Genomic DNA, 21,078 nt, shown 5'->3' on the forward strand with positions numbered 1-21,078 from the left:
GCGCTTCTTTCCCCGCGGCCGCCGAGCCGTCAGTAGCGGTAGTGGTCTGACTTGTACGGGCCCTCGACCTTCACGCCGATGTACGCGGCCTGCTCGGGGCGGAGCGTGGTCAGCTTCACGCCGAGCGAGTCCAGGTGGAGGCGGGCGACCTTCTCGTCCAGGTGCTTGGGCAGCGTGTACACGCCGGTCGAGTAGGCGTCGGGCTTGGTGAACAGCTCGATCTGGGCCAGCGTCTGGTCCGCGAAGGAGTTGGACATCACGAACGACGGGTGGCCGGTGGCGTTGCCCAGGTTCAGCAGGCGGCCCTCGGAGAGGACGATGAGGACCTTGCCGTCGGGGAAGGTCCAGGTGTGGACCTGCGGCTTGACCTCGTCCTTGACGATGCCCGGGATCTTCGCGAGGCCGGCCATGTCGATCTCGTTGTCGAAGTGGCCGATGTTGCCGACGATCGCCTGGTGCTTCATCTTGGCCATGTCCGAGGCCAGGATGATGTCCTTGTTGCCGGTCGTGGTGACGAAGACGTCGGCCTTGTCGATGACCTCGTCGAGGGTCGTGACCTGGTAGCCGTCCATCGCCGCCTGCAGGGCGCAGATCGGGTCGATCTCGGTGATGATCACGCGGGCGCCCTGGCCACGCAGGGACTCTGCGCAGCCCTTGCCCACGTCGCCGTAGCCGCAGACGACCGCGGTCTTGCAGAGGAGGACGCCGTCGCGCTGCATCTCGTACAGGGGGTGGACGCCGGTGGTGGTCTCCTCGGTGACGCCGCGGATCTCGGAGGACAGCTGGGTCCACTTCTGCGAGCCGTCCGTGATGGTGCGGTGCAGGAGTTCGAGGATGACGCGGTGCTCGTCGGACTCGGCGGTGTCGACGTCCGGGACCTTGCCGTCCTTCTCGTACTCGACGCCCTTGTGGACGAGGAGGGTGGCGTCACCGCCGTCGTCCAGGATCATGTTCGGGCCGCCGGTGGGGGTGTTCGGCCAGGTCAGGGCTTGCTCCGTGCACCACCAGTACTCCTCGAGAGTCTCGCCCTTCCAGGCGAAGACCGGGATGCCCTGGGGGTTGTCGGGCGTGCCGTTCGGGCCGACGGCGATCGCGGCAGCGGCGTGGTCCTGGGTGGAGAAGATGTTGCAGGACGCCCAGCGGACCTCGGCGCCCAACACGACAGCCCAGAACAAGGTCTGGCTCGAGATCGTCCAGATCGCCCTCGACCTGCTGGCCTGGATGCCCATGCTCGCCCTCACCAGCGAGGCCCGACTCTGGGAACCCTGGCGCCTGCGATTCCGTCTGTTCTCCGCGGCCGCCCAGCTCGTCACCACCGGCCGACGCAAGATTCTCCGCCTCACCCAGCACTGGCCTTGGACCGGCGAGATCACCACTGCCCTCGAACGGCTCGCGTTCCTGGCCACCCCCGGCTGACCAGCAACTTTCCACCATCCCGACGACAACATCACCTCCCCGGGCAGTGGAACCGGCGCCCATCCGACGCGACAACCGGGCCACCGGCCTGCCCACCCTCAGCCCCGGAAAGCGAGAGTCCACCGACTCCGTCGGCGGACTCTCGCGAAAGATCGAGACTAAGCGGCATTTGATGCCGAGCTGAGGATCACATGCTGTGCCTGCTGCAGTTTCTGGGACGGCTCCAGCCCTAATTCATCCATCAGATTCTTCCGCAGCTGATGAAATATACCGAGAGCCTCCGAGCGGCGCCCCGCAAGGTTGAGGGCACGCATGTATTGTTCATGTATATTCTCATTAAGAGGCTGCTGGGCGGTCAGTGTGACCAGGTCGAGGATTGCCTCATCATACCTGCCCACCTGCAAGTCGGCTTCGACCCTGCTTTCTAGGGCAATCTGTCGCTGCGCCTGAAGTCCGCGCACTTTCGGCTCGAGAACGGAGCCGGTCGGGACATCGACCAGGGCCGGCCCCCGCCAGACCCCTAACGCCTTCCGCAGAAGATGGGACCCACGCTGCGGATCACCCTGCGAGAGGGCGATCCTCCCTTCGGTCGAGAGCTCGTTGAATTGACGGAGGTCGAAGGGCGCCATGGGTAACCGCAGGAGATAGCCGCCCTGCCGCGTGAGCAGAATGTCGCGCCCCAGCGTGGACTCGTGCTTGAACGCTTTGGACATGAGCTTCCGAAGATGCAGAATGTACGTCTGCAGAGTCGTTTTCGCGCTCCTGGGGGGCCTTTCTGCCCACAGCTCGTCGACAAAGCTCGACGATGTCACCATCTGGCCTTCATTTAGGGCCATGAGTGCAAGTACCTGCATCTGCTTCGGTGCAGTAGGGGTGACATCGACGCCATTCACGCTGAACTGCAGTGGACCAAGAACAGACATAGCAATCTCTGTCACATCGGTCGATTTCACAGACATACGAGCCCCTCCATCAATTTGAGACCATATCTGGCGATTTCGGTCCTTATTGACTGGGGTGCAGCACGAGCGGTGCCGATAGATGACACGAGCTTGCCTGCATTGAGACTTCCCCCGTCCTCCGGCAAGGCTATACCGGCCCCCGGGGAGGATCAACAGTCTTTAGGGAAGCATTAGAATCAATCATTCCTCAAGGGATACTCAAGTCATTACTGTGAAAATAGAATTCCGGAATTCGTTACGCAATATGCCAATTCTGGCAAAAATAGGTGATTGGGGTGTCCGTGTAGCGTCACAGTGGATACACAGCTTGACTTCGTTCCGCTTTCAATATCAGGGGCGCGCCTCCGCGTATATCGCGGTCGGGCCGGACTTGACGACACTGCGACAGAAGTGGACCCAGGAATTCCATAACTGGAAGCGCTGTGTGGATTTCGGACCTTCCGTAGCCGCGAGACACGCGAGTGATGTAGGCTGGCGACGACGCCTCGCCGAAGCTGCACCGTTCTGACCGGCGCGTCGCGGACTGGAGCAGTGAAGGCCACGGGTCTCTCGCCGGCATCGTCGCGGAGGGGGCACACGACCTTGTCGAGCGATACGAGCACGTCCGCAGAGCTACCAAGAACTTCGCTCACGAGGCCAAGCGACTCGACGTGTGGCGGGACATCATCGACCCCTCGCGGATCCGACGCCACCCCTGAACCTCTGTCCCAGCGCCCGGCCTGAACCGTGGGAAAATCGACGGGACGGCGTGGGAAACGATCTTTCCGCATGGGTGCATAGCCCCTGACCAGCGAGTTCCGTCGGTGCCCCACCGGTAGTTCTTGGACCGCTCCGCCACCGCATGGTCGTGGGTGGGGGCCAAAGTGCCCTCCACGATGAGCACGGCGTCCTTGTGAAACCGCTTCCGGGGCCGGAACGCGAGAAGGGGCCCGACATGCCTGACGATGCGGCCGGCTGCGGACTAACGAGACACCAAAGAGCGGAGCGAGCTGCCGCAGTGTCAGGTTGGTGCGCCAGTACGCAGCCACCAGAAGCACCCTGTCCCCCAGCGGAATCCCCCACGGCCGGCCCCGCCGAGCGACGTCGGCGCCTTCCCGCCGCAGGGCACGCACCACCCGGTTGAACTGGCGCGGAGCCCACACCAGTGAACGGGGCTATCCAGGAGGGCTCGAACGCTGTGATCACGCGTGACACACTCGAGATCATCTCAGGGCAAGATCACTTACGGGACAGCCCTTAGCCCTCGAATGTCCCCGAGGAGTCCACGCTGTCACGTCGCGAGTGCTTCGTGCTCCACAGGGACCACGATCCGTAGGCGAGCGTAAGCAATGGGAACAGCATAATCACATGGAAGGGCTTGCCGTTAGCCAGCGCCAATATCACAATTACGGCCATCAGGGCGGTCAACCCCAGCAGAAGCCACCCGATAATAACGGAAGCCGGACCATTCTGCATTTTCGATTCTTCCTCTTAGTGTGGATTGTGCAAAATCCACCCAGTGCGCATGCGATGAAAATAGGAAGGGCCCAGCCTTCGGGTATCCATGAGGCGCGTCCCGTGTAAGCCAAAATCAATGGTGTCCTTCCAGGTCGCCGGGAGAGGTGATGCCCTCTCCCGGCGCGCTGCTCACTTCTTACCAGTTGCTGGTTGCATCCTCTGCGAGGCCGGAGGCAGAGTCACCGGCGTAGATGCGCATGGGCTTTGCAGCGGCGCCTGTGGGCCTAGCGCGAAGGGCCATTCGCGAGCATCCTCCCTCAACGCTTTTCCCAACAGCCCAAGGGAACGTCTGGCTACCAGCTTTCCCCCAGTCGCCATCCCGGACAGAGGAGTAAACTTCCTTACCTGTCTTTAGATCGCCGATTCCGATCTGGTCATACGTGAACGCGCCGTTGACCTGGGGGCGGGAAGGTCAATCATCCTTCCGAAACCGGATCTTCCGTCGCGCCAATGTTGAAAGAACTGCCAGTACCACCCCGCAGAGCGCCGCAATCACGCCAAAGATGATCAGAAGAGTGTCTCCGGCAACCAATCCGCCCACGAAGATGCAGATAGCCGCGATGATGAGTACGCCGGAAAAAGCTGCTGTACGCTTTACTGCTGAATTGATGGGAACTTCTCTCGGGGTCACTTGATCACCCTTTCGTCGGTAATCTTTCTATGCGTGTGGGGCGTAGAAATTTCTACGCCCCACACGCATAGGTGTCCGGACCTTGATGAGCTTTTCTATCGCCTACCCGTAAGTGAGGATATCTGCACCGGCATAGCCTGCAGCGCCTCCGACAAGGCAACTGCCAACTACAGCGGCGCCAGCGCCAACGGCGCTACCGACACCAGCTCCGACCACTCCTCCTACGGCGGCACTATAGGCAATTGCCCCAGTTTCAGCCGCAGCCCCGACACCCGCCACGCACCCGGTGACGACTCCGAAAATGTCGCTCCCCTTGTCGAGGATGTCCGAGAAGCTAAAGAGCCCGCGGGGATCGATGTTGTTGATCGGGTCGCCACCCGCGTAGGCGTAACGGTTTCCGCTGCCCGGGTTTGCGAGGAAGCTATACAGGTCTTGGGTGGTGAAGCGACCGGTGGTGGGGTCGTACCAGCGCTGGCCGAATTTCACGAACCCGGTGGGTTTGTCGTAGGTGCCGCCGACGAAGCGGTAGGGGTTCTGGACTCCTGCCGTGCCGGTTTCCTTGGTGGTCTGGACGGTGCCGTAGGGGTCGTAGTCGTAGATCGTGGACTGGACCGTGGACTGGTTGATGAACTGGACCGGGTTCCCGATGCCGTCGACGATGTAGTACGCCTCGTACCCGTTCGTCGTCCGGAGCGAGAGCGGCTGGCCGGTGGTGGGGTCGTGGTCGATGTAGGCCGTGCCCTCCTTGAGCTTGACCTGTTCGATGACGGGCATGCCGTACTGGTCGGGGGCGCCGTAGACGTAGTCGGTCTTCTCGCCCTCGTCGCTGGTCTGGGAGACCAGCTCGGTGGCGTCCTCGCCGGCGTAGGTGTAGCTGCTGGTGCCCTTGGTGGTCTTGGCGCCGGTCATGCGGTTGGCGGCGTCGTAGGTGACCGTGGACAGCTTGGCGGTCTTGGTCTGGTTGCCCTGGGCGTCGTAGGTGTAGCCGTCGCTGGTGATCTGGTTGGCGGCGTCGAAGGCGAGGGACTGGTCCGTGCTGCCGTCGGAGGACGACTTGCGGTTGCCGCGGGCGTCGTAGGTGTAGGTGTACGTCTTGCCACCCCCGTCGGTCGCGACCTTCGTCAGTCGATTCGCCTTGTCGTACGTGTACTTGGTGGTCTTGCCGCTCAGGTTGTCCTTACTCCACTGGATCAGGTCGGTGTTGTTGGCCTTCGCCGTGGAGCAGGAGGAGGTGGAGCCGAGGCTGCGGCAGTAGGTGGCGTCGAACTGGCGGGTCGGGTCGGTCGCGGGTCCCTGGTCGGCCCAGACGCGGCTGATGCGGCCGGACTTGTCGTAGTCCTGGTGTACGCGCGCCTTGAAGATTGTTTTTGCGTCGTTGGTGCCGTAGTACGTGTCGGTGCGGCGGCCGCGGTCGTCGTAGCTGAAGCCGATCTTCGTTTTGGTCGAAGGGGCGTCGGTGATGGCCTGGGTGAGCTTGTCGGCCTGGTCGTACTTGTACTGGGTGGTGCCGCGGGCGTCGGTGGTGGTGAGGCGGTTGCCGTTCTTGTCGTAGGTGTAGGACAGGGTGCCTCCGCCTGAGGTCGCGGTGCGCGAGGTCATCGCGCCGAGGTCGTCGTACTCGTAGGTGACGGTGCCGGTTCCGTCGGTGCGGGTCTTGGTGCGGCCGAAGGCGTCGTAGGTGTACGAGACGTCCGGCGTCGCGTCGCTGTAGTCGACCTTCAGGACGCGGTCGGCGTCGTCGTACGTCGTCGTGGTGGTGACGCCCCGGCCGTCCGTGGCGGTGGCCAGGCGCCCCCAGGCGTCGTAGGTGTACGACTGGGACTTGAGCGAGCCGCCGGCCGGGTCGACCTTGGTGAGCTGCTTGTCGCTGTTGTACGTGTACGAGGTGTCGGTGCTGTTGCCGGGGTCGGTGGAGGTCTTGAGGGTGCCGTCGTCGTTGTAGTCGACCTTCGCCTCGGCTGCCTCCGCGTTGCTGGAGGAGGCGAGGTTCCCGGCACCGTTGTAGGAGTAGGTGGACTTGTTCGACTGCCCGTCCGTCGACTCCGAGGGCGAGTATTTCGAGCCCGCTGCCGTGTTGCCGTAGGCGGCGGAGAACGTGGAGCCGTCCGCGCCCTCGGACTTCGTCAGCGATTCGCCGTCGTTGGCGCCGAAGGTGTTCGTCGTCGTGCCCGCGCTCGCGCCCGAGCCGTCCGTCGCCGAAGCGGTGTCGAAGTTGGCGGTGTATGTCTTGGAGCGCTCGCGGCCCTCCGCGTCCGTCGCCTTGGAGACGCGGGCGGAGTGGTTGTCGGTCAGCTCGTAGGTGGTGTGAGGGACCGCCGTGATGTCCTTGGACTGGTCCGTGTTCGGCGAGGCCATCACGGTCTTGTCCGGGTCCGCGTAGGACAGGCGGGTGACGGAGTCTCCGGGGGAGCCGACCGCCTTGTTCTCCTGGGTGATCTTCGTGGTGCCGATGGTGCCGATGTCGAAGCGGGTCACCCCTCCGCCGGGGTTGGTGACCGCGGTCATCCTGTGACCGGTGTAGGTGAAGCTGGTGGTGCGGCCCAGGGTGTCCTTGATGGCGACGAGGTCGCCCGCGCTGTCGACGGTGTAGGTGACGGTGCGCTTCTTGCCGTCCGAGGCGGTCTGCGTCAGCGTCGTCACCCGCCCGTTCGCCGAGGCGTACACCCCGGTGCGCTGCGACTTCGACCCGCGGGTGGTGACGATCGTGTCAGGCAGGTCGCCGTTCCACGAGAGCGTGGTGGCGTTGTCGTTGCGGTCGGTGATCTTGGTGAGCTTGCCGGAGCTGTTGAAGGTCTGCTTCGACTGGGAGCCGTGGTCGGTGAGGGTGTAGGTGCCGTCGTCGTTCTTCTTCAGGTCGGCCTTGAACCCTCCCGGCGTCGTGAACCCGCTGCCGGACTTCACGAACAGGCCGGTGATCCCGCCCTGGCCGTAGTAGGTGACCGAACCGTCCCCGCGGACCTTGAGCTCGACCTCGTAGGGGGTCAGCCGCCACCCGTACCCCAGGGGCGACTTCGCCGAGGTGGCGTCCGTGCCGATCGCCGCACTGTTGTAGGCCGCGCCCAGACCCACATCGCCATTGATCCCCGGCAGGGTCAGCCCGCTCGCGTTGACCAGGAGGTTGCCCGAGCCGACATCGACCTGCGCGGCCGTGGAGTCACCGGTCGAGAACCGCAGGCGCGTCGCACCGGGCCGCTCGCCCGCGCCCGTCATCGGGCTCACACGGGCGGACTGGAGCGGTGAGAGGTCGGAGCAGTCGTCATCGACGCACGCCTTGACCTGCCACTGGAACTGGGTCCCGATCCGCATGTCCGGCAGCTTCAGCCGCGCCACCTCGCCCGAATCGACCGTCACCTCCTTCCCGTCAGCGAGGTCGTTGTCACCGTTGGCATCATAGGTACCGGCGTAGAACTTCGCCGTCACCTTCCCGCTCCCCGACGGCGCCACCACCTTCGCGGTCACGTACGGCGTCACACTCTCCGTCAGCGCCACCAGCTGCGACGGAGTGTCAGGAGCCGCCGCGTACGCGGCCGGCATCCCCCACACCGCTACCGCCGACACGACAGTCGTCGCGATCCCCACCTGAACCGAGCGTCTACGGACGCCGGATGAAGACATGTGTGTCCCCCCACATGAACGAAGCGCACCACTCTGACGCGCTCACACATCGTCAGCCAGGGACCTCCACGGCAGGAACACTTTTCCACCGAACCTCACGCACAGTTACCTCACGCACGCAGCGTGTTCCCATGGATTTTTGAACGTTGTCGCGTGACAAATGAAGACCGATTACGCTACCTGCCTTGCATTAAAAGGTCCTACGCGGCATTGACTGAGGATGGCGAGGTGGCTGCCGTACCCGAGACATGAGTCACAGGAATATTCACTGCGGCCGGGGCAAGGAGTCCCCGGCCTTGTCTCACGTCCCCTTCTGCTACAGCTGCCAGACGCTCCGGATTACCACCGCGCGCCCCGCCGGTGGGTTCCTCCCCACTCGCGCCGCGGCTGGGCGGCCGGGCGCGACCAATCTGAGCCGGCTCATGCTCCCGGCGACTGAGGCACCCTGCGGGCGGGCCTTCGGCGCTCGTCACCCCTGCGAAGCGGCTGCACGAACTTCCGGCTGGCCACGACTGGCTCGCCGTGACGAGCAGCCGCGCGCGGCGGAAGTCCGCTCATGGCCGTGAGCTTGCGCTCGAGGCCGGAGAGGATCGGGGCGACGTCAGACGGAGGCGCCGGCCTGGCCAAGCCAGACTGCCGCCGCGCAGGGCCCGCCCCCCACCGTTGCCGAGGCCCGCGCGCACGTGCTCTCGTCCCAGCCCCCGGCGTACCCGGCCCTGCGACACGCAAGTCTTCAGCGGCGGGTGGCGGTGAGGAGGGTGCCGACGAAAGGGGGCTCGGTTCCGGTGAGGGTGGCGATGGTGTTGATGCTGTGGTGGAGGGTGTCGTAGAGGAGGGCGGCGTCCTGGGCAGGGGTGCGTGGTGCGCCGGTGCGCAGGGCGATGTGGTAGGTGAAAAGGTTCCAGGCGAAGGCGGCAGGGTTGGGGCGGCCGATGACGCGGGGCCAGTCGGTGGCCAGGAGGGTGAAGACCTGGGTCACGACTAGGTGGGCTTCCTCAGAGGGGAGGAGGGCGCTGGCGTAGTCGCGGTAAGCGAAGCGGTTGAGGTCGTAGAAGGCATGGAAGGCGGCGGCGCTGGCGGCCAGGGTGCGGGAGGTCATCGTTGCCTCAGCCGAAGTGCTCGGCATGCAAGGAGGAGGGCTTCGTGATGTGGGCTTGGACGGCCGCGTGGTGGTATGCGGCTTGCCAGAGCGGGCGCATATCGGAAGGGAGGCTGAACAGGGCAGCAGCGAGCTGCTCGTGCACGCCCCAGTTGGGGATGCGGGGGCCGTCCAGGGCTTCGCGGAGGGTGGCAGGGGTGAGGGTGCCCGTGAGGGCGTCGTTGAGGGTCTGCCGGGTGTGGCCGGAGGCGAGAAGGAGTCCGCCGAGGTAGTCGCGCAGGTAGGCGACGGGGTCGGTGCCCGGCGGCGGTTCGATGTCGGCGGCGACGTTGTAGAGGGGCAGGAGGAGGCGCTCGGCGATACCGAGGGTGCGGGCGAAGGCCTGCACGTAGGGCCAGTGCAGGGGCTTTTCTCCCGACAGGAGCCGGGAGACGTAGGAGGGGTGGCGCTTGATCGCCTGGGCGAGCGTGCGCTGCGTGGCCTGGGAACGACGCGTTGCGTGGGAGAGCGCGGCGCGCAGGCGGTCGGGGGCCCGGCGCTCGGAGCACTTCTGAGCACGCGGGAGCGAGGGCTCGTGACCGGGCAAGCCGTCGGCGCCTTTCCCGTCGAGAAGGCCGTGTTCCTTCCACGGGTTCGCGTAGTTGCCAAGGGTCCGGTGGAGGTACTCCTTGCTGAACTTCTTGCGGAAGTGGTCCGGTGACATTGCGAGGTGAACGGCGAGGGAGGCGTGGGTCTCGTGCTGGGCGCGGCCGCGGGCCACTGCGGCGGCCTGGGCGGCGGTGAGCGCGCGCTGGACGCAGGCGATGCGGGTGAGGAGTTCACCGGTGGGGGCCATGGTGCCGTAGGTCTCGTGCATCAGTGCCTCCGCATGGCGGACGGCGTCGTCAACGGCGGCGCGCAGCGCTTCTTCGCACAGAGCGCGTGTCGCCCGGTCCTTTTCCTCCTTCCGCTGTTTCTCCGGGGCCCGGGAGCGGCAGACCGGGCACCGGGCGGAAGGCCGGCCGGAGCGGGCGGGCTCGAGTTCCAGCGGCGTGTCGCAGTCCCGGCAAAAGCGGGAAGCGCGATGGCGAACATCCATGTGCGGGGTCCTCAATCCGGGGGTTCTTACCGCGCCGGGGTGGGGGATTTCCCCCACCCCGGCGCGGCATCGCAAGACCAACCACCGTGGCGAAGGCCCCCGGAAGGGGGGCGCCTTGCCACGGCAGTGGATCGGGGGGCGGTGCGGCGTCAGTGCTGCCAAACGCGCCGGTAGACGACGCAGGACCCGTATGCGAACACGCTCAGGGCGGTCAGAGCGGGCGCGGCCCAGGGCGACGAGCTGCCCGCGATGAGGAGGCATGGGCCCGTGACCGCGCCGGCGAGGAGATTTCCGCGCACGGTGACCGCCAGGGCAGACCACCGCTGGGTTTGAACCCCGGAAAGAGGCGGGATGATAGCGTCACGGGCCCGGTTACCCCGCGGAAACGTGAGGATCCGGTACCAGCACCGGCTGAGAACCATGGTGTTCTCCGTTCGTGATTTGAAGGTGCACTGCGTGAACGAGACCCTGGGGGTGGGCGTCCAACCAGACCCCCGGGGTCTCGCCCGTACCGAGCGGCTCACGGCCGACTCACGTACGGGGCGAGCACACTATTCGGCTGCGCGACGTGGCGACAACTTCACTCTGCGGAAGCGGTGTTGAGCACCCTCTCCGCCATGAATCCCTTTTGTCTCCGTGCGCGGGACGATGCACGTGCACGCGATCGCAACCCGATAATTAGCGGCCAAAAAGCGACACCGTACCCGACCGAAGTACTACAAAATGCGCATCACGGCGCGCCTGACGGCGCGCCCGCACCCCGCCCGCGCGCCCCCCGAAACACACCACCCGCGCGCCCCGCACCGGTCACCGCACCCCCGCCCCCGCCCCAATCAGGGAGATTCACCACCCCCCGGACACACCTCTCCCACCACACCGAACCGCAGGCCGCCCCGCGCGGGCCCGTACCGCCGCCGCGCGGCCGCGCCGGCGCAGCGGCACAAAGGCTGCAAACTTATACAAGTGCGGCCCGATCGGCACTCGATCAGGCCGCACTCGCGCTCAGCGGGCCAGTTCGACCTTGATCGGCACGTTCGGGCACTCCGCCGCGACGCGCTCCAGGGCCGCCTTTTCGGAGGTGTCGATCGAGAGGCCCCACCTGGTCTTCACGGTGGTCCAGGTCGTGACGTAGGTGCAGCGGTAGGAGTGGGCCGGTGGCATCCAGCTGGCGGGGTCCTGGTCGGCCTTGCTGCGGTTGGTCTTCGCGGAGACGGCGATCAGCGACCGGTCATCAGCCAAGTCGTTCGCGTACCGTTCGCGGTCCTTCGCGCTCCACTCATAGGCGCCGCTGTCCCAGGCTTCGGCTAGTGGCACGAAGTGGTCGATGTCGAGACCGCTGGGCCCGTTGATGGTGGTGTCGTCGTAGGCGGAGCGCCAGGTGCCGCCGGTCAGCTTGCACCCGGCGCTCTTGTCCGGAGCGGTGATGGCTTCCGAGAGCAAGACTTCGTTGCGGGTGTTGCATCCGTCGCGGTCTTCGTCGATCCAGTGCTTGAACTTCGCCCGCTCATAGCCGGTGCGCCTCTCGGCCCGGGTCTCGAGGGCGGCGATGGCTTTGCGGAGCGGGAGGGTCACGGTGTCGCCGGGAGCGGCTGGGTGGTCGGCGGCGGCCGCGGTGGGGGCGAGCGCGGTGCTGACGGCGAGCGCGGTGAGGGCGGCGGGGATGGTGCGGGACAGGCGCAAGACGTCCTCCGGAGATCACGACAGGTCAGGATCTTCCTACCGGGAGGAAACAGCACCTCGTGGCCGTAGAGCAGACCCATCACCCCGGAGAGCGGTAAGTCGTATCAGCGCAGGAGAGGGGGCCAGGGGGCACCTCGATAGGGCCCTGCAGATTTCGGCTCGTCTCAAGCCGTACGCCCCGATGTGATGCTCTCGCTCTCCGGCCGACGGGCCCACCCCACATCCTCGGCCTGGCGCAGGGACGCACGCTGGACTCCGCCGACCGAACGAGGACGAGCCCCCGTCGCCGAAATCGGCCCGAGCCTCACGTCGACGCCGCCCCGGCGCCGCGCGCTTGAAGTTCAGGCAGCGGCGCGGATGAGGCGTTGCAGCGCTTCGTGTGCGCGAGCGGAGCGGACCCGAACCTGACCATGGCCTGGGGCTGCAAGCTCGGGTGACTTCCGCGCGAGCGGAGCGGACGAGGGGACGGGCTACTCCTGGTCCGCCGACGGCGGGTGACCTCCGCGCGAGCGGAACGGACGCGAAGACCTGGAGGAGCGGATTACGCAACACCGGGTGACCTCCGCGCGAGCGGAGCGAACACCGCCATGGCGCACCCCGAGCGGCCCGTCACCGGGTGACCTCCGCGCGAGCGGAGCGGACCGCTGCTTGGGGTACCACTGGCCGTGCTCTGCCGGGTGACCTCCGCGCGAGCGGAGCGGACGCGCCGACCGTCCGCGCGACCTTCCACGCCTGCGGGTGACCTCCGCGCGAGCGGAGCGGACCACGTCACCGGCCTCCCGTACGAGAAAGACATCGGGTGACCTCCGCGCGAGCGGAGCGGACGCGTGCTTACGCAGTCCGCGCGGCAGGAAGTCCGGGTGACCTCCGCGCGAGCGGAGCGGACTGGATCGAGTGGTCGCCCACTGCGGGGAGCATCGGGTGACCTCCGCGCGAGCGGAGCGGACCAAGGGAGCGTCACTTCGACGGTCGGGAACTCCGGGTGACCTCCGCGCGAGCGGAGCGGACGGGTTCGATGGGCATTCGTGCTCCTTGTGACATGGGTGACCTCCGCGCGAGCGGAGCGGACGCGACCGCGTCCGTCCGACGCACCCCGACCGCCGGGTGACCTCCGCGCGAGCGGAGCGGACGGGATCGTCCCCGCCCCGAGGTCACTGATGGCCGGGTGACCTCCGCGCGAGCGGAGCGGACGACGCGATCCAGCGCGCCCGCGAGAGCCGCGACGGGTGACCTCCGCGCGAGCGGAGCGGACGGCCTGTTCCTGGCCCCGTTCAAGCTCCAGTGCGGGTGACCTCCGCGCGAGCGGAGCGGACGGCCTCTACCTGCGGTCGCAGGGGGCGGCGCATGGGTGACCTCCGCGCGAGCGGAGCGGACGTGCCCACGGGCTCGTCCACGCCGTACGCGGTCGGGTGACCTCCGCGCGAGCGGAGCGGACCTTCGCGACCTGCACTGTTAGGACGGCTTTGCAGTTTCTTGACTATCGCGCAAGCGCTGAAAGGCGATCAGTGTGAGGCCGTCGAAGTCCACGGTGTCGCGGCGTTGTGGGCCTGCTGTGTGGAGGGTGAAGCCCTGCTCGTTGTTCGTGGGGTAGGCGAGTACCGCGCTGCCGTCGGTGAGGCAGGCAGTGAGGTTGTTCCAGAGTTCGGTGCGGACACGGGTGGAGATGGTTCCGACGTAGAGGGTGGGAGTGACTTCCAGGAGCCAGCGGGTGAGGGCTCCCCGAAGGTGGTCGGGAACGGCGGTGGCGGAGATGACGGTCATGGCGGGCACGGCAGGGGGCGGGCCTCTCGTGTCAGGGGGCGTGGTTGGTGCCGCCGGGGAGGGGGCCGGTGACGGGGTCCCAGAGGTCCACGAGCTGTTCGTCGAGGTCTTCCTCGTTCTCTGTCGGGCGTGTGTGCTCGGGGTCCAGGAGGTTCTGGACGTCGCGGACGATGCGGGGCATGAGGCGGAAGAGGCGGAGGTTGTCGCGGAAGGAGCGGCGGGCTTCCGATTCAGGGGAGGCGGAGGCGTGGAGGGAGAAGGCGAGGGGGATGGTGAGTTCGGCTTTGTAGAGATCGGCGATGTCGTAGACGAAGGACTGCTGGTTTCCGCTGTGGACGAAGCCCAGGGCGGGTGAGCAGCCGAGGGCGACGAGGGCGGCATGGGTGATGCCGTAGAGGCAGGTGTTGGCGGCGGAGAGCGCGAGGTTGACGGGGTCCTGGGTGTCCCAGGTCTCCGGGTCGTAGGCCCGGCGGAAGCGGCCGATCCGGTGCTGGTTGGCGAGGAGGCGGTAGAGGGCTTTGACGCGTTGACCTTCCAGGCCGCGCAGTTGTTGCAGGGTGGCATTGGCGGGTGCCTGGCCGGGGCCGAAGCGGTGTTCGTACATGGCGGTGGCGACGGCGAGGCGGCGGGTGTCGTCCGACCAAGCGCGTGCCTGGTGTTCGAGCCAGGTGGTGGTGAGGGTGCCGGGGACGGTGGCGCAGTAGCAGCGGACGCCGCCCATGCCGGTGGCGACGACGGTGGTTCCGTGGCGGGCGAAGGTGGCGAGGGCGCGTGCGGTGATGGAGGTGCCGGGGCCGAGGAGGACACAGGCGAGGGATGCGGTCGGGAGGTAGACGGTTTCGCGGCCGCGTTTCTCGGTGGTGATTTCGGCGCAGACGCCGGTGTCGTCCTGGTGCACGCGGACGACGTCGAGGTAGAGGAAGGAGAGGCTGTCGGCGACACGGGGAAGCATGGCGATGGTGGGGGCGGCGAGCCGGCGGCGGCCCGCGCCGTCCGTGGTGGGGGCGCTCATGCGGCGTCCGTGGTGGGGGCGATGCTGAGCAGGCCGCAGCCGTAGGCCTTGCCGGGGCCGATGCCGTGGACGAGGGCAGCGCGGAGCTGCTCGGTGTCGGCGATGGTCGCGGTGCCGTCGAAGCGGATGCGCTGGTGCCGTACGCGGTTGTTCTGGCTCTTGCCTGTGCCGCCGTCCGAACGGCCGCTCCTGCCGCTGCTTGTGCCTGCGGGGGCCTGGCGGTCGTGGACGGTGTCGAGCGGCTGGGCCTGCTGGGAGAGGAGTTTGAGGCCGGCGTTCTCGGCCTGGCGCTGCCACCACTCGTCCGCGGCGGATCCCTTGAGGGCGACGACGGCGGGGAGGTTGTAGAGGGCGCGGGTGTTGGCGGTCGGCTTGCGTACGGGTGATGCGGCGCACCGGTAGTGGAGCGGCAGCCCGTCCTGGAGCGCTTCGAGGAGGGCGTCCAGGGGGCGGGTGGTGAGGGTGCCGTATCCGTCGGGGAGGCGGCCGGGATCGGGGCGGTGGTTCGACTGGATCAGGAGATGGCTGCCCCGGGCCGTGTCCTCGACCCGGTAGAGGACCTGATAGCGGGCGCGGGCGGGGCCCTGCGTGTCGTCGGGGAACAGGGACATGACCCGGCGGTGCAGGGATGTGCCGGGCAGCCCGGCGAGTTCGTCGCGGGCGATGCGCGAGGCGGGACCGGGCGCGAGACGGGTGAGCCACAGGCTCATCGTGCGGGACTCCCTTCGTGAGCCGGGGTGTAGGACGGGGAGGCGTACGCGGCCAGTGCCTGCAGCTGCTGGGTGCCGTAACCCTTCTGCAGTGAGGCGGGCAGCGCCAGGGTGCGGCGGTAGAGGGGGCGGGTGCGGTAGCGGCGGTGGCCGGGGGTGAAGTCGAGTGGGACGTCCAGCACGGTGGAGTGCGGCTGCGCTCCCTGCCCCTGATCCTCGCCGGGGCCGGGGTTCCCGAAGGGCAGGGGCTGGTCGGAGAGGAACAGGACGGGGACGGCAGCCTGCTTGGCCCCGGAGCTCTGCCCGTACTGGTCGGCTCGTGTGGCGAGGGGCAGGTGGGTGAGATCGTGCAGCGCGTCGGTGCTGGTGCCGAGGAGGACGGGTCCGGCCGGTGGGCAGGAGCGGCGGCCGAGATAGAGCGGCCAGCACGGGTTGCTCAGCGCTGTCGCCCACGTAGGTGGCGGCGTGCTGCGGTCGGTGAGGGTGAGCGCGACGGTGAAGACCGCGTCCTGGAGGTACCAGCGGGTGCTGGTCAGGGTCGTGGTGTCGCCCGTGCGCCGGCCCCCGTCGGCGGTGACGACGGTCTGCGCCCCGCTGAGTCCGCCGCCGACGGTGTGGAAGTCGCGCAGGCGGTTCCCGGCCCGGTCCACCCGTACGGTGATGGACAGGCTGGCGAATTCGTCGAGTGGCGCGTGCCGGGGGCGGCCGAGCGCGGCGGCGAGCATGCCGGTGATCCCGGACCGGCTGGGAAAGGCGAGGGTGTCGCGATCGCTGAAGTGGCTGTGCTCGCCCCAGGACTGCAGCGGGCCCGCCAGGCGCAGCAGGAGCCCCGGGAGAGCGAGCGCACCGGTACCGGCAGCGGCGGCCGTCATGCCGCGCCGCCCTGGACCTGGGCGTGGGCCTGCGGGAGCTGGGCGACGGCCTCGCTGACGAGGGCGTCGAGCCCGTCGGTGCGTGTGCCGAGCGCTTTGGGCAGGTCCTTCAGCTCGGGGCTGGCCCAGCTGTTCCACAGCAGCTGGGAGCGGCCGAGGAAGCTGGTCACGGCCTCGGCGTACGTGGCGAGGGCCTTGGCCGAGGCGGTGCCGTAACCGCCCTGGGCGGCGGCGCGCACCGGCTCCTCGAACGCGGCGGCGTACGACACCGGCCGGTCCCCGCGCAGCGCGAAGTGCACGAGGTGAGGCAGGGTGTGCGGCGCCGTGGAGTTCTTCTTGGCCTGCGGCAGGGCGAGGACGAACGCGCTCAGGAAGCCGGTGAGGACCTCGCGCAGGTCACTGCCGGAACCCGCGAGGTTGCCGGCGAGTTCGTCGAGGTCGATCGTGGCGTACCGGTAGAAAGTGCCCGCGCTGAACTCGGTGTGCCCCATGTGGGCGCTGCCGGTGCCGTCCTTCCAGGTCGAGGTGAGGTCGTCGACCGCCGTGAAGTAGTCGAGATCGACATCCGACTCGTGCGTCGTCATGGCGTGGGCGACCTGTACGGCGCCGTCCACGCCGGCGCGGTCGATCTCGGCGAGCATCCGCCCGAAGAGATTGATGACGTCGTTGCGGCTGCGCAGGATCGCGTCGACACCGGCCTTGGGCAGCGCGGAAGCCTTGGTGTCGCCGTTCTTCTTGATGTCCTTGGCCGCCTCCAGCTTCGCGCGGTGCTCCTCGGCGAAGTCGGCGAGTTCGACGACTGCCGCCCGTGGGACGTAGACCATCGCGTTGGTCACCACGTCGTTGACGATCGGCTTCTTGTCCTCGTCCAGGTCCAGCTCGAACTTACCGACGCTCGCGGCGATGTGGGCCCCCGCGCGCTCGGCGAGAGCCTGCGGCCAGCTACGACCGGCGAGCTCGCGGGCAACGGCCTCGCCGATGCGCCGCGTACGCAGCGCGCTGTTCCCGGAGACCTCCTCGAACTTCACCCGCGCGGCTCGCTTCCACGACTGGCTGCTCACCCGCGTACGCACCTTGTTGCCGTACAGCACGGTTTTGACCGAGTTGGTGTCGTCGCGGTTCAGGTTGGCGAAGGGGACAGAGTGGATGACGTGGAGGTCGAGGAAACGAGGGGCGAGGGGCATGGGAAAGTCCTTCGGGATGAGGTGGTGCGGTAGTCGGTCCTGCTCCGGGCTTGGCCCGGAAAGCGCAGGACGACGGGACAGAGGTGTGGCGGACGCAGGGGTTCGCGGGGTGGTCAGGCGTCGTCCTCGGAGAGGGTGTCTTGCTCGGCGCTCACCTTCTCCTGATGGGCGCTGCGGGTGCGGTAGTAGTCCTGGAGCCAGCACCGCTGGATCTCCTTGGCCCGGTAGGGCCACCCGGCGAGGTCGCTGAGGAGGGCGGCGAAGTCGACACCCGCCCCGGTCGCGCGCACCATGCGCACGGTGGCGGGCAAATGCCGGTGGAGTCCCGCGACGCTCTGACGGGTCAGGAGGTTCAGCCGCTTTTCCACGCCGTCCTCGCGCAGGCCGCCGTCCTTCACCGCCACCGCGCGGGCGAACGAGGCTCCGAGGCTGTCCCGCCGCTCGTTCCGCGCGGCCACCCGGGGGATGGCGGCGGACCCGGTCGGGGGCTGGTCAGGGATGCCCGCCACCGGCGTGGCGTCGTTCTTGTCCGCGGGAACGACGACTCCGTCCGTACGGTCCTCGTTCTCGGCCGTGGGGCGGTCGCCTTCGTCCGCAGGGGCCTCGCCCTCCTCCGTCTCCGGTGTGCCGGCCGTGCTGAAGGCGTGCCGGGGCTGGTCGGCGATCATCGCGGCGACCGCGTAGTAGGCGCGTTCCTCCTCCGGCGTCACCCCGCGGGGCAGCCAGGCCGCGACGATACGGTGCAGTCCCCGTACGTCGTTCAGGTCGCGGCGTAGCCCGCGCCGCAGCGCGACACGCGCGCCCGGGTCGGTGGCACAGGTCTGGTCGATCCACGCGACGTACTTCTCGTACACGTCACGACGGGTGGGCGCGGGCGCGGTCATGCGGGCTGTTCCTCCTGGGCGATGGGCTGGTCCTGCTGCGGAGTACGGGGGCGGGGCACGGACTTCTTGGGGCCGCCGTACAGCTCGATACGGGCCTTTCCGACGGCCTTGGCACCGCGCTGGGTGTGGCACACCGGGTCCGTGATCTCTTCGAAGGCGCGCGTCGCGAGCTTCAGGAAGGCTCCGCGTGCGGCCTTGCGGTCCAGGCCCGCGTCCACCTCCTGGTGGTGGCCCTCGCGGTCAAGCGTGCCGAAGCGGTCCCAGAACTCCTGCTCGGCCTGCGGCCAGTAGAGCGCGGCAGCCCGCTCCGCCCACGCCTCGGCCTGCTGGGGGCCGGACTCCCCGGTGTAGAGGTGGCACGCGCGGCGTACGGCGCGGTCCATCCGGCGACCGTACATCTCGCCGTAGCCGCGCATCCTGCCGACGGCCGTCGCTGTCCGGGCGTTCTCGTGTTCGGCGGTGTCGAGGACGGCCGGGGTGAGGCCGACGACGAACTGCCGGTCCTTGGCCTGCCCGTCCTGGTCGAAGCCGAGCGCCCGCACGGCGAGCGGCCGCTTGAGCGCGTCCGAGAGCTCCAGTGCGTGCTCGTAGCCGAAGATCTCCGGCTGCCGGGCCTGTGCGGGGCCTCCGGCGTTCTTCAGGAGGAGCGCGTCCAGGTCCCGCCACAGCGCCCGGCCCGCGTCGGCGGGCCGGGGGTAGGGGTTGCCCTGCTGGCTGATCTGCCAGATGAGGTACGGGTCGTCACGTACCGAATGCCCGTCCCGGTAGGCCCAGGTGATGAAGGCGTCCTTGACGCTGCTCGGGTCCGCGGGGTCGGGCACGAGAAGCAGGGCGTGCCGCGAGGCGCCAGTCAGCCGACCGCACGGACCGTTCACAGCAGGCGGCTCGCCGTCCGGGTCGGGCAGGGCGTCGCGCTCCCAGGGGCAGAGGTCCGCCTCGCGCCGAACCGCGGGATCGGGGCGCAGCAGCCCGGCCAGGAGCGTCTCGAACAGCGTCGTGCCCTCCGGGTGGTACGAGAGCGCTCCGCGCAACGGCCCCGCCTTCATGCTGGCCGACGCCTTGCCCCCCACGGTGCGGGACGAGCAGCGCCCCGAGGGCCCGTAGTAGTGCCACGTCAGCAGGTTCAGCACTGCCTCACCGGCCGGGACCGGGTCAGGAGCGCTGTCCTGGACGTGGGTGAACCACGAGTGGTTGTTGCCCGACGGACGTGTCACCACGAGCTTGTTCACGCCCGCCGAGCGCGCCGGGTCGCACTGCGTGGCCAGACGCGGGTCCTGCATCCAGGGCCGCTCGGGATCGAAGAGGCGCAAACGGTGCCCCCAAGCGCCGAAGTACGCCTCGATCCCGGCCTCGGGGAAACGGCCGGCCTCCAGCACGTCGAGCCTGCGCTCCGACCAGTCCGCTTCCGAACCGTTCTCCTCCTCGTCCAGCGCGCACACCCGTGCGGTGAGCGCGTACAGCACACGCAGGACGGCGGCCTGGGCGGGCGGCTCGGTGATAGCGAGCCCGCTGATCTCGTGGGCGCGAGCCAGGAGGGTCCGCAGCCCGACCACGGGCGGCGACTGCGGGTCGCGCGCCAGGGCGGCGGCCGACCACTGGACCGGGAGCCACGGCTCCTCGTCGAGACAGTAGAGGGACACTGGTTGGGTCCACGCTCCTCGCGGCAGGTCTTCGGCACAATGAAGGCGGGGCTCCGCAGTCGCGGAGGTGAGTCCGGAGTCAGGTAGGTGACCTGGTCCGAAGTTCTCCCCCTTGCCCGCGGAAGCGGGCTGGACGGTTCCTGCGTCTGGCCGGGAGGCAGACGCAGGAACCGCTGACACACTAAAGGGAGTAAGGTAGGTTAAAGAGCGGAATATCGGTTTCGGTCAGAGTCGTTCAAGACCAGTCACGCGGGTGAACTGCACCGACAACGAACCGAGTTCACCGACCCAGCGCGGACAACCAGCCTCCCGCCCCCTATGCCGCACCGGCAGCAGGACGATGTCCCGCAGGTGTGACCGCTCCTCCCACCCCTTCGGCACAGCAGGCCGCGCCTCGACCGGTGGCAACCAGCTCCCCGGCACCGGAATCGTGCGGGCCACCACCTTCCGCGCCACCCGCAACGAAGCGCCCTGCCAGTCCCCCATCGGCAGCCGGCCCTCCTCGTCGAGGAAGACGCCGCCGTCCTCGTCGGTGAACTGCAGCAGCACCCGCCCGCTGTCGGCGCCCAGCCGGGTCGCCAGCAGATCCGCCGTAACCTGCACGGTCCCCTCGCTCATCTTGGAGAAGTCGCCCCGCACCCGCCCCGGCGAACAGATCCCCGTCATCGCGGCCACCTGCTCCTCCGTGACCCGCTCCCCCTCACGCCGCTGATCCAGCCGCGCCAGCCGCAGCACCTCCGCAGCCTCCACCTGCCCCGCCTGCTCCAGGCGCTCGGTGAAGTCCGCCGCGTACACCGCGTCGACCAGCTCCTGCACGTCCTCCGGGATCGCGATCCCCGCCCCACCCCGCCCCGCGAGCAGCACGGCCGTACGCACCAGCAACCCGTGGTCGTACACGCTCCCCCACGAACGAGGCGGATCCGTCACACCCCTTGCGTCGACCGGCTCCAGCACAACCAGCGGCGGCGCGTCCTCCCGCGCCGCCCACCCCGGCCGCCCCCCGCCCCCACGCGCATGACGACGCCCCCGCCCCGCAC

14 protein-coding genes, 3 pseudogenes and 1 CRISPR repeat array are annotated in these 21,078 nt (G+C 68.2%); of the genes and pseudogenes, 1 reads left to right on the forward strand and 16 read right to left on the reverse strand.

Annotated features, from left to right (window positions below):
• Positions 1-29: 29 nt before the first annotated feature.
• Positions 30-1,163, reverse strand: a pseudogene (locus IF99_RS0118595) (adenosylhomocysteinase); the annotation flags it as partial.
• On the opposite strand from IF99_RS0118595, the pseudogene IF99_RS32530 reads away from it, so the two are divergent.
• Positions 1,156-1,416, forward strand: a pseudogene (locus IF99_RS32530) (transposase); the annotation flags it as partial. The pseudogenes IF99_RS0118595 and IF99_RS32530 overlap by 8 nt on opposite strands.
• Before the next feature lie 158 nt (positions 1,417-1,574).
• Here IF99_RS32530 and IF99_RS0118605 read toward each other — a convergent pair.
• From IF99_RS0118605 to IF99_RS0118675, 15 genes and pseudogenes are all read right to left on the reverse strand, one after another.
• Complete coding sequence (locus IF99_RS0118605; protein ID WP_078655150.1) at positions 1,575-2,375, reverse strand: AfsR/SARP family transcriptional regulator; 801 nt, start codon at positions 2,373-2,375, stop codon at positions 1,575-1,577.
• An 802-nt stretch (positions 2,376-3,177) separates the two neighbouring features.
• Positions 3,178-3,572 (reverse strand): annotated as a pseudogene (locus IF99_RS32535) (helix-turn-helix domain-containing protein); the annotation flags it as partial.
• 715 nt (positions 3,573-4,287) lie between these two features.
• Positions 4,288-4,506 carry a hypothetical protein gene (locus tag IF99_RS34040; protein WP_158716621.1) on the reverse strand — a complete coding sequence of 73 codons (219 nt, stop codon included), beginning with the start codon at positions 4,504-4,506 and terminating at the stop codon, positions 4,288-4,290.
• Between the two features lie 102 nt (positions 4,507-4,608).
• Positions 4,609-8,085 (reverse strand): RHS repeat domain-containing protein, encoded by a 3,477-nt coding sequence (locus IF99_RS0118615; protein WP_234340748.1) that lies wholly within the window; start codon positions 8,083-8,085, stop codon positions 4,609-4,611.
• Positions 8,086-8,854: 769 nt separating this feature from the next.
• Positions 8,855-9,220, reverse strand: a complete 366-nt coding sequence (locus tag IF99_RS0118620) for a hypothetical protein (protein WP_030997669.1) — start codon at positions 9,218-9,220, stop codon at positions 8,855-8,857.
• 7 nt (positions 9,221-9,227) lie between these two features.
• Positions 9,228-10,076 carry a helix-turn-helix domain-containing protein gene (locus IF99_RS0118625; RefSeq protein WP_234340749.1) on the reverse strand — a complete coding sequence of 283 codons (849 nt, stop codon included), beginning with the start codon at positions 10,074-10,076 and terminating at the stop codon, positions 9,228-9,230.
• Between the two features lie 1,224 nt (positions 10,077-11,300).
• Positions 11,301-11,978, reverse strand: a complete 678-nt coding sequence (locus tag IF99_RS0118635) for an HNH endonuclease family protein (RefSeq protein ID WP_030997671.1) — start codon at positions 11,976-11,978, stop codon at positions 11,301-11,303.
• A 430-nt stretch (positions 11,979-12,408) separates the two neighbouring features.
• Positions 12,409-13,413: a CRISPR direct-repeat array (repeat unit 29 nt; unit sequence CGGGTGACCTCCGCGCGAGCGGAGCGGAC).
• A gap of 17 nt (positions 13,414-13,430) precedes the next feature.
• Positions 13,431-13,748 carry a type I-E CRISPR-associated endoribonuclease Cas2e gene (cas2e, locus tag IF99_RS0118640; protein ID WP_030997672.1) on the reverse strand — a complete coding sequence of 106 codons (318 nt, stop codon included), beginning with the start codon at positions 13,746-13,748 and terminating at the stop codon, positions 13,431-13,433.
• Positions 13,749-13,770: 22 nt separating this feature from the next.
• Entirely contained in the window at positions 13,771-14,751 is a 981-nt protein-coding gene (cas1e, locus tag IF99_RS0118645; protein ID WP_030997673.1) for a type I-E CRISPR-associated endonuclease Cas1e, read from the reverse strand.
• Positions 14,748-15,461, reverse strand: a complete 714-nt coding sequence (cas6e, locus tag IF99_RS0118650; protein WP_030997674.1) for a type I-E CRISPR-associated protein Cas6/Cse3/CasE — start codon at positions 15,459-15,461, stop codon at positions 14,748-14,750. The genes cas1e and cas6e overlap by 4 nt, the downstream gene beginning before the upstream one ends.
• A complete protein-coding gene (cas5e, locus tag IF99_RS0118655) occupies positions 15,458-16,333 on the reverse strand; it encodes a type I-E CRISPR-associated protein Cas5/CasD (RefSeq protein ID WP_030997675.1) in 876 nt (291 codons plus the stop codon). Before cas5e ends, cas6e begins: the two co-directional genes overlap by 4 nt.
• Positions 16,330-17,517, reverse strand: a complete 1,188-nt coding sequence (gene cas7e, locus IF99_RS0118660) for a type I-E CRISPR-associated protein Cas7/Cse4/CasC (RefSeq protein WP_030997676.1) — start codon at positions 17,515-17,517, stop codon at positions 16,330-16,332. The genes cas5e and cas7e overlap by 4 nt, the downstream gene beginning before the upstream one ends.
• A gap of 113 nt (positions 17,518-17,630) precedes the next feature.
• Positions 17,631-18,401, reverse strand: a complete 771-nt coding sequence (gene casB / locus IF99_RS0118665) for a type I-E CRISPR-associated protein Cse2/CasB (protein ID WP_030997677.1) — start codon at positions 18,399-18,401, stop codon at positions 17,631-17,633.
• Positions 18,398-20,041: a type I-E CRISPR-associated protein Cse1/CasA gene (casA, locus tag IF99_RS0118670; protein WP_030997678.1), complete on the reverse strand. Its 1,644-nt coding sequence runs from the start codon at positions 20,039-20,041 to the stop codon at positions 18,398-18,400. The genes casB and casA overlap by 4 nt, the downstream gene beginning before the upstream one ends.
• Positions 20,042-20,266: 225 nt before the next feature.
• Positions 20,267-20,917 (reverse strand): hypothetical protein, encoded by a 651-nt coding sequence (locus tag IF99_RS0118675; RefSeq protein ID WP_234340750.1) that lies wholly within the window; start codon positions 20,915-20,917, stop codon positions 20,267-20,269.
• Positions 20,918-21,078: the final 161 nt, after the last annotated feature.

This window comes from Streptomyces sp. NRRL F-5630, assembly GCF_000719475.1.
Lineage (GTDB): Bacteria > Actinomycetota > Actinomycetes > Streptomycetales > Streptomycetaceae > Streptomyces.

Bases quoted from the DNA above. Each gene is read 5' to 3' on its own strand.
- IF99_RS0118605 (WP_078655150.1), bottom strand. From the start codon at position 2,375: ATGTCTGTGAAATCGACCGATGTGACAGAGATTGCTATGTCTGTTCTT.
- IF99_RS0118620 (WP_030997669.1), bottom strand. From the start codon at position 9,220: ATGACCTCCCGCACCCTGGCCGCCAGCGCCGCCGCCTTCCATGCCTTC.
- IF99_RS0118625 (WP_234340749.1), bottom strand. From the start codon at position 10,076: ATGCACGAGACCTACGGCACCATGGCCCCCACCGGTGAACTCCTCACC.
- cas1e (WP_030997673.1), bottom strand. From the start codon at position 14,751: ATGAGCGCCCCCACCACGGACGGCGCGGGCCGCCGCCGGCTCGCCGCC.
- cas6e (WP_030997674.1), bottom strand. From the start codon at position 15,461: ATGAGCCTGTGGCTCACCCGTCTCGCGCCCGGTCCCGCCTCGCGCATC.
- cas5e (WP_030997675.1), bottom strand. From the start codon at position 16,333: ATGACGGCCGCCGCTGCCGGTACCGGTGCGCTCGCTCTCCCGGGGCTC.
- cas7e (WP_030997676.1), bottom strand. From the start codon at position 17,517: ATGCCCCTCGCCCCTCGTTTCCTCGACCTCCACGTCATCCACTCTGTC.
- casB (WP_030997677.1), bottom strand. From the start codon at position 18,401: ATGACCGCGCCCGCGCCCACCCGTCGTGACGTGTACGAGAAGTACGTC.